The sequence below is a fragment of the Dietzia sp. B19 genome, assembly GCF_014145155.1.
In the GTDB taxonomy this organism is placed as follows: domain Bacteria; phylum Actinomycetota; class Actinomycetes; order Mycobacteriales; family Mycobacteriaceae; genus Dietzia; species Dietzia natronolimnaea.
This window is the reverse complement of sequence record NZ_JAALED010000129.1, coordinates 1-3,642: the sequence shown is the minus strand read 5'-3', so window position 1 is coordinate 3,642 and position 3,642 is coordinate 1. Positions and strand designations below refer to the sequence as shown.

At 70.9% G+C, this 3,642-nt stretch carries 4 protein-coding genes and 1 pseudogene; all 5 read right to left on the bottom strand.

Features of this window, described 5'->3' with window-relative positions; translation table 11 throughout:
* Positions 1-653 (bottom strand): ferrochelatase (locus tag G6020_RS04870; RefSeq protein WP_182609847.1); only part of this gene is annotated, 653 nt, incomplete at its 3' end.
* Entirely contained in the window at positions 650-1,477 is an 828-nt protein-coding gene (inhA, locus tag G6020_RS04865; RefSeq protein ID WP_179525295.1) for an NADH-dependent enoyl-ACP reductase InhA, read from the bottom strand. The genes G6020_RS04870 and inhA, both read right to left, overlap by 4 nt.
* Before the next feature lie 2 nt (positions 1,478-1,479).
* Positions 1,480-2,211 carry a 3-oxoacyl-ACP reductase FabG1 gene (gene fabG1, locus G6020_RS04860; protein ID WP_179525296.1) on the bottom strand — a complete coding sequence of 244 codons (732 nt, stop codon included), beginning with the start codon at positions 2,209-2,211 and terminating at the stop codon, positions 1,480-1,482.
* 54 nt (positions 2,212-2,265) lie between these two features.
* Entirely contained in the window at positions 2,266-3,246 is a 981-nt protein-coding gene (locus G6020_RS04855; RefSeq protein WP_182609846.1) for a VWA domain-containing protein, read from the bottom strand.
* Positions 3,243-3,642: pseudogene (locus G6020_RS04850) on the bottom strand (DUF58 domain-containing protein); the annotation flags it as partial. The gene G6020_RS04855 and the pseudogene G6020_RS04850, both read right to left, overlap by 4 nt.

Below are 3,642 nucleotides of genomic sequence, written 5' to 3'. Positions count from 1 at the left end.
TGGGCCACCAGCCGCGACGCCTCGGCGACCTGACGGCTGTAGAGACGACCTCCGAGCGCGGGCGGACCCGCGACGGCGTCCGCCGCCTCGGGGACCGAGTGCGCGGTGAAGACGACGCGGGCTCCCGGCGCCGCCGCTTCCCGGGCGGCGCGGAGATCGGACGCGAACCGCTCGATGAACAGGGGATGGTCGTAGAACTGTCGCAGGCGGACCATCGAGGGCGCACCGGGGACCTGCTCGCGCGCGCGGGCGATGTCCTCCTGGTATTGCGCACAGCCGGAGTAGCCGCCCCACGCGGAGGTGGCGAACACCGCCGCGGTCCGGACGCCGTCCGCGGTCATCTGCCGGACCGTCTCCTCGATCATCGGGGTCCAGTTGCGGTTCCCGAAGTACACCGGCAGGTCCCTGCCGCTGCGGGCGAGCTCCTCCTCGACGTGGTCGATGATCTCGCGGTTGAGGTCGTTGATCGGGCTGCGGCCACCCAGCTGTCGGTAGTGGGTGGCGACCTCCTCGAGTCGCGCCGCCGGGATCCCGCGCCCGCGGGTGACGTTCTCGAGGAAGGGGATGACCTCCTCCTGACCCTCGGGCCCGCCGAAGGACAGGAGGAGGAGGGCGTCCACGGGCCCGGTCACCTCGAGCTCACCATCGGTCATCTGTGGTTCTCCTGTCCGCTGAAGGAGACGGTGCCGGCTCCACCGTCTGCATAGATCACTGTTCCCGTGGTGGCGGGCATGAGGTCCGAGAGCAGCGCCACCGCGGTGGTCGCCACCGCGGTGGGGTCGTTCACGTCCCACCCCAGGGGGGCGCGCCTGGCCCACTCGTCCTGCATCTGGTCCAGTTCTCCGCCGGGACCGAGCGCGTCTCCGGCGATGGCCTTGGCCGCGAGGGTCTTGACGGGGCCGGCGGCGATGAGGTTGGACCGCACGCCCTCCGGACCGAGTTCTCGGGCCACGTAGCGGTTGACCGCCTCCAGGGCGTTCTTGGCCACGGACATCCAGTTGTAGAAGGGCATGGAGAACCGCGGGTCGAAGTCCAGTCCGATGATCGACGCGCCGGGGTTGAGCAGGGGGCGCACGGCCCTGGCGAGGGACGCGTACGAATAGGCGGAGACCTCCACGGCGACGGAGACGTCCTTCCAGGGCGCGTCGAGGAACGGGTCGCCGAGGCAACTGGGCGGCGCGAACCCGATGGAGTGCACCACCCCGTCGAGCGACTCGGCGTGTTCTCGCACCCTGCCCTCGAGCGCCGCGAGGTCCTCCTCGCTCTGCACGTCCAGTTCGATCACCGCGGGCCTGTCGGGCAGTCGCTTCGAGATCGCCCGCACCAGCGACGGCCGGCCGAACGCGGTGAGGATGACGGTGGCGCCGTGGAGCTGGCAGTGCTTGGCGATGTGGAAGGCGATCGAGGCGTCGGTGATCACCCCGGTGACGAGGATGGTCTTGCCCGAGAGGATCCCGGTGCGGGTGTTCTCGCTCATGGTCAGTGCCCCATTCCCATACCGCCGTCGACGGGCAGGACGGCACCCGAGATGTAGCCGGCGTCGTCCCCCGCGAGGAAGCTGACGGCCCCCGCCACGTCGTGGGCGCTGCCCTTCCGGCCGAGCGGGATGGCCGCCACGGCGAGGGCCTGCGTCTTGTCGTCCAGCCCGGCGGTCATGTCGGTGTCGATGAACCCGGGGGCCACGACGTTGGCCGTGATGTTGCGCGAGCCGAGTTCCCGGGTCAGTGAGCGGGCCATCCCGATGAGGCCGGCCTTCGACGAGGCGTAGTTGACCTGGCCCGCGGTGCCCGACTGCGCGACCACCGATCCGATGAAGATGAGTCGGCCGAACCTGGCGCGCAGCATCCCCCGGGAGGCCCTTCTGGCCACCCGGAACGCGCCGGACAGGTTCGCCTCGACGACCCGGGTGAACTGCTCGTCCTTCATCCGCATCAGGAGGGTGTCGTCGGTGATCCCGGCGTTGGACACCACCACCTCGACCGGGCCGTACTCGGCCTCGACCGCGGTGAACGCCGCGTCGACGGAGTCGGGGTCGGTGACGTCACACAGGACTCCGAACAGACCGTCGGGCGCACCGGACCCTCGATGGGTCACCGCCACCCGGTGGCCGTCGGCGGCGAGTCGTTCGGCCACGGCGCGTCCGATGCCGCGGTTGCCCCCGGTCACCAGGACCGTCCGGGGGGTGGGGGTGGGCGTGCTGTCGGGAACCATGTGCACCAACCTATCGAACCGTCACGGGTGACCCGGTGGGGGTGCGCGGACCCGTCACGGGATGCGGCGGTGTGCCACCAGGGATCCGGCTGCGGCGAGCATCGCCAGCAGGGACCCGATCACGAGCCACGGCCGCGAGGCGTCGGCCTTCTTCCACTCGAACCCGATCTGTTCCTCGAGGGTGCGGTAGACGGAGTCGAGCTCCTCGAGGCTGGAGGCGGTGAAGAAGTCACCCCCCGAGATCTCGGCGATGGTACGCAACGAGGCGTCGTCGACGGGGACGGGCTGCGGGCGACCCTGGATGTCCACTGTCCCGTAGAGGGTGCCGAAGGAGATGGTCGAGATCGGGATGCCGGCCTCCTCGGCGCGCTCGGCGGCGGTGAAGGCCCCGCGCTCCTCGGTCGGGTCGGCGGGGACGGTCTCCTTGCCGTCGGAGAGCAGCACGATTCGGGCCGGCGGCGCCTGGTCGGTGCCACCGAGGCTCTCGGTGAACGTCGTGACGGCCTGGGTGGCGGTGTAGATCGCCTCGCCGGTCGCGGTCCTCTCATCCAGCCGGAGTCGCTCGACGGCGCGGACCACGGGTCCCCGATCGGTGGTGGGTGCCACGAGCATCGAGGCCGTTCCGGCGTAGGAGACCAGTCCCAGGTTGACGCCCGGGGTGAGGTTGTTGGCGAACGTCGTGGCGGCCTGCTGCGCGGCCTCCAGGCGGGACGGCGCTACGTCCGTGGACTCCATGGACAGTGACACGTCGACGACGAGCATGACCGTCGCGCGGTTCCGCGGCACCTTCTGTTCCTTCTGCGGCCCGGCCAGCGCCACCACCAGGGCGAGCAGCGACAGGATGAGCAGCACCGCGGGGACGTGGGTGAACCAGCGTCGACCGCCGCGGTCGACGGTCCGCAGGACGCCGAAGTTGCCGAAGCGCACGGTCCTGCGCCTCTTGGATCGCAGCGCGATCACGTATCCGATCGCGAGGGCCAGTGGCACGACCACCAGGACCAGCCACAGTGGGTGCTGGAACTCCGACAGGCTCATCGGTGCGTTCCTCCCGGTGTCGGATGGTCGTCGGGCAGGTCCCTGACGAGGTTCTCCCCGGTGGGCAGGCCACCCTGGCGGCGTGCGCCGACGAAGTCGATCACGTCCCTGATCCAGTCCCGGTCGGTCCGCAGGGCGAGGACCGGGGCGCCACAGCGGCGTAGGGCGGCGTGGACCTCCGCGCGATGGGAGTCCGCGGCCCGGCGGTAGTCGGCGGCGAGGGCGTCGTCGACGTCCAGTTCGAGCACCTCGCCGGTGGCCGGGTCCTGGAGCAGTGCGGCGCCCACAGCGGGAAGTGCGATGTCGAGGGGGTCGGCCGTGTGCACGGCGAGGAACTCGTGCCGGGCCCCCAGGACGCGCAGGGACCGTTCCCAGTCGACGTCGGCGAGGAAGTCC

Excerpts from the sequence above, each read along its gene's own strand:
- inhA (WP_179525295.1), bottom strand. The coding sequence starts at position 1,477 with ATGAGCGAGAACACCCGCACCGGGATCCTCTCGGGCAAGACCATCCTC.
- fabG1 (WP_179525296.1), bottom strand. The coding sequence starts at position 2,211 with ATGGTTCCCGACAGCACGCCCACCCCCACCCCCCGGACGGTCCTGGTG.
- G6020_RS04855 (WP_182609846.1), bottom strand. The coding sequence starts at position 3,246 with ATGAGCCTGTCGGAGTTCCAGCACCCACTGTGGCTGGTCCTGGTGGTC.